Consider the following 3,590-nt stretch of genomic DNA (forward strand, 5'->3'; position numbering starts at 1 on the left):
GGGCTCATTCGGCCGGGACCGCGTGCGGGGGAACCGGCTTGAGCTTGGCGCGAGCGGGCGCCCCGACGCGCATGCGCCGGTCGGTCAGCGACAGGCCGCCGCCGAGGGCCATCACCACAGCGCCGAGCCAGATCAGCAGCACCAGCGGCTTGTAGTACAGCCTCAGGCCGATGCTGCCGTCGGGCGCGATCTCGCCGAGGCTGGCATAGACCTGGCTCACGCCGCGGGTGAGCAGGCCAGATTCTGTCACCGTCATCTTGCGGCTCGGGTAGAAGCGCTTGCCGGTGTCGACCCGGCCGATCTCGTCGCCGGCCTTGTTGCGGATGGTGAGGAAGGCCGCGACCTCCTCGTAGTTCGGGCCGGGGCGCGGCGCGACGCGATCGAGCGTCGCGACGTAGGGGCCGGTGGCCAGCGTCTGGCCGGGCTTCAGGGTGGCGAGGCCCTCGGTGGCCCAGCCCTGCGCCGCGATGCCGAGCACCACCACGCCGACGCCGGCATGGGCGATGGCCGTGCCCCAGGCCGAGCGCGGCAGGCCGAGCGCCCGGCGCCAGACCACGCCGACCGCGCGGGTGCGGCTGCTGCCGTATCCGCGGGCCCGCGAGACGATCTCCAGGACGGAGCCGACGATGAGGTAGGCGCCCAGGCCCACGCCGACGGGCGCCATCGCCGGCCCCCCCCAGGTCCAGGCCAGGGTGCCGAGGCCGATCGCCAGGGCGAGGCCCAGCGCGGCGAACAGGCGCTGCGAGGCAGCGAGCGCATCGCCGCGCTTCCAGGCCAGGGTCTGCCCGAACGGCACGATCAGCAGCAGCGGGATCGCCAGCGGCACGAAGGTGTAGTTGAAGAACGGCGGCCCGACCGAGATCTTCTCCGCCGTCAGCATCTCGAGCAGCAACGGGTAGAGCGTGCCGACGAGCACGGTGGCGCAGGCGGCCACCAGGAACAGGTTGTTCATCACCAGCGCGCCCTCGCGCGAGATCGGTGCGAACAGGCCGCCCTGCCGCAGCATCGGGGCGCGCCACGCGAACAGCGTCAGCGAGCCGCCGATGAACAGGATCAGGATCACGAGGATGAAGATGCCGCGGGTCGGGTCGGTGGCGAAGGAATGCACCGAGGTGAGCACGCCGGAGCGCACGATGAAGGTGCCGAGTAGCGAGAGCGAGAAGGTGAGGATCGCAAGCAGGACCGTCCAGACCTTCAGCGCGTCGCGCTTCTCCATCACCACGGTCGAGTGCAGGAGCGCCGTGCCGGCGATCCACGGCATCAGCGAGGCGTTCTCGACCGGGTCCCAGAACCACCAGCCGCCCCAGCCGAGCTCGTAATAGGCCCAGTAGCTGCCCATCGCGATGCCGAGCGTCAGGAAGCTCCAGGCAGTCAGCGTCCACGGGCGCACGGCGCGGGCCCAGACGGCGTCGATGCGCCCGTCGATCAGCGCGGCGATGGCGAAGGCGAAGGTGATCGAGAAGCCGACATAGCCGACGTAGAGCAGCGGCGGATGCACCGCGAGGCCGAAATCCTGCAGCAGCGGGTTGAGGTCGTTGCCCTCCACCGGCGCCGGCACCGCCCGCGTGAACGGGTTCGAGGTGGTGATCACGAACAGCACGAAGACGAAGGTGATGAAGCCCTGCACCGCCAGGGTGTTGGCCCGCAGCACCGGCGGCACCGAGTCCCGCGCCACCGACACCATCGCGCCGAACAGGGTGAGGATCAGGATCCAGAGGAGCATCGAGCCCTCGTGGTTCCCCCAGACGCCGGAGAGCTTGTAGATGAACGGCTTCGTCGTGTGCGAGTTCTCGACCACGTTCTGGACCGAGAAGTCGGACGTGGCGTGGGCGTAGGTCAGCGCGGCGAACGCGAACAGCACGCAGGCGAAGGCGCCGAGCGCGGCCGGCGTCGCCACCTGCCGCAGGGCGGCGTCGCCCGAGCGGGCGGCCCAGATCGGCATCACCGACTGGACCAGGGAGAGCGCCAGCGCGAGCGCCAACGCGAAATGTCCGACCTCAACGATCAAGCGGCGGTTCCTCGAGTCAATGACATCGGTTTTCGGCGTTCGGACATCGGTTTCAGCGCTCGGTGCGCGGTCCGAGGTTCGGGGGCGCGGCGTCGGCGGCCTTCGGCGGGTCCATTCTCACGGAGCCCTTGCCGTCCTTGCCGCCCTCCTGCCAGCGCCCCTGCGCCTTGAGCGCGTCCGCGACCTCGCGCGGCATGTAGGATTCGTCGTGCTTGGCCAGCACGGTGTCGGCGCGGAAGATGCCGCCCGGCTCGAGCGTCCCTTCGGCGACCACGCCCTGCCCCTCGCGGAACAGGTCGGGCAGAAGGCCGGTATACTGGACCTGGACGGTGGCGTTGGTGTCGGTCACGGCGAAGTCCACCGTCTGGTTCGGCCCGCGCTGGAGCGAGCCGTCCTTGACCAGGCCGCCGAGGCGGAAGCGCGTGCCCGGCCCGACGCCCTGTGCCGCCACCTCGCTGGGGGAGCGGAAGAACACGATCGAGCCGCTCATCGCCGACAGGATGAGCCCGACGGCGAGCGCCAGGACGGCGCCGCAGGCGGCGATCAGGATCAGGCGGCGGCTCTTGCGCGTCACGAGTGGGTCCGTCCCCGGCGGGTTGGTCCGGCCCCGGTGCCGACCTCACGGAGGTCGGCCCGGTGCGGGACCGTCCTCATTCTTGTCCCTCGGATGTCGGACGCGGCGCGTCCCGGGTCAAGTCGCCCGTGCCGGGACAGATCGTCAGGGGCGGACCGGAAGGCCGAGCTCCTTGGCCAGGGTGTCGAGCTTCTCGGCCGCGCCCGGGTCGGCGGCGAGCGCCATCCGCGCGCGGCTCAGGACCTTGCCGGCCTGCTCGGGATCGCCGAGGGCGCTGTAGGAGCGCACCAGGCGCTGCCACTCGTCGACGCTGCCGCCCTTGGCCGCGAGCCGCTCGTCGAGGCCGTCGACCATGCCCTGGATCGCGGCGCGCTGCTCGGGCGGCAGCCCGGGGGCGGATTTCGACGGCGTCCCGGACAATTGCGGTGCGGGGTCGCCCTTGAGCCGCGCTAGGTTCTCGCGCACCAGCCCGAGCCAGGGCGCGTCGGCCGGGCTCGTGTCGTTCAGGGCGGTGAGCTGGCGGATCGCTTCGGCCGTGTCGCCGTTCTGCTCGGCGGCACGGGCGAGGTAGAAGCGGGGCTTGGGCGCCTTCGGGTCGAGGGCGAGGGCGCGGGTGAGGGCGGCCTTGGCCTCCTCGGGCACGATGCCGTTGCCGGCCGCGACCATCGCCTCGCCCCAGTCGGACAGGGATTCGGCGGTCTCGCCCTTGATCCGGACGATCGCCGCGTAGGCCCGCGCGGCATCCTCGAACCGCCCGAGCCGCATGTAGACCGGCGCCAGCACGGCCCAGCCCCGCGCGTCGTTCGGGTCGGCGGCCAGCCGCGCCTCGATCTGGCCGACGGCCTTCATCAGGTCCTGCGCGCCCGACTGCACCGCCTGGCGGTCGGCCGGCGTCTGGGCCGGCAGGTCGGGCGAGCCGTAGAGGCCGTAGGCGAGCAGGGCGACCAGGGGGATCGTCGAGAGCGCGAAGGCCGAGGCCGCGCGGCGCTGGCGCAGGCGCGGCTCGGC

3 protein-coding genes are annotated in these 3,590 nt (G+C 72.0%); all 3 read right to left on the reverse strand.

The genetic code is table 11. The features are described from left to right. Positions 1–4 precede the first annotated feature (4 nt). Positions 5–2,008: a heme lyase CcmF/NrfE family subunit gene (locus FV223_RS22855; RefSeq protein ID WP_147729139.1), complete on the reverse strand. Its 2,004-nt coding sequence runs from the start codon at positions 2,006–2,008 to the stop codon at positions 5–7. Between the two features lie 52 nt (positions 2,009–2,060). After that, on the reverse strand, positions 2,061–2,582 hold the full coding sequence (gene ccmE, locus FV223_RS22860) for a cytochrome c maturation protein CcmE (protein WP_147729140.1): 522 nt from the start codon (positions 2,580–2,582) through the stop codon (positions 2,061–2,063). Between the two features lie 144 nt (positions 2,583–2,726). Further along, a partial coding sequence (locus tag FV223_RS22865) for a tetratricopeptide repeat protein (RefSeq protein WP_147729141.1) occupies positions 2,727–3,590 on the reverse strand: 864 nt, incomplete at its 5' end.

The organism is Methylobacterium sp. WL116 (genome assembly GCF_008039455.1).
GTDB lineage: Bacteria > Pseudomonadota > Alphaproteobacteria > Rhizobiales > Beijerinckiaceae > Methylobacterium.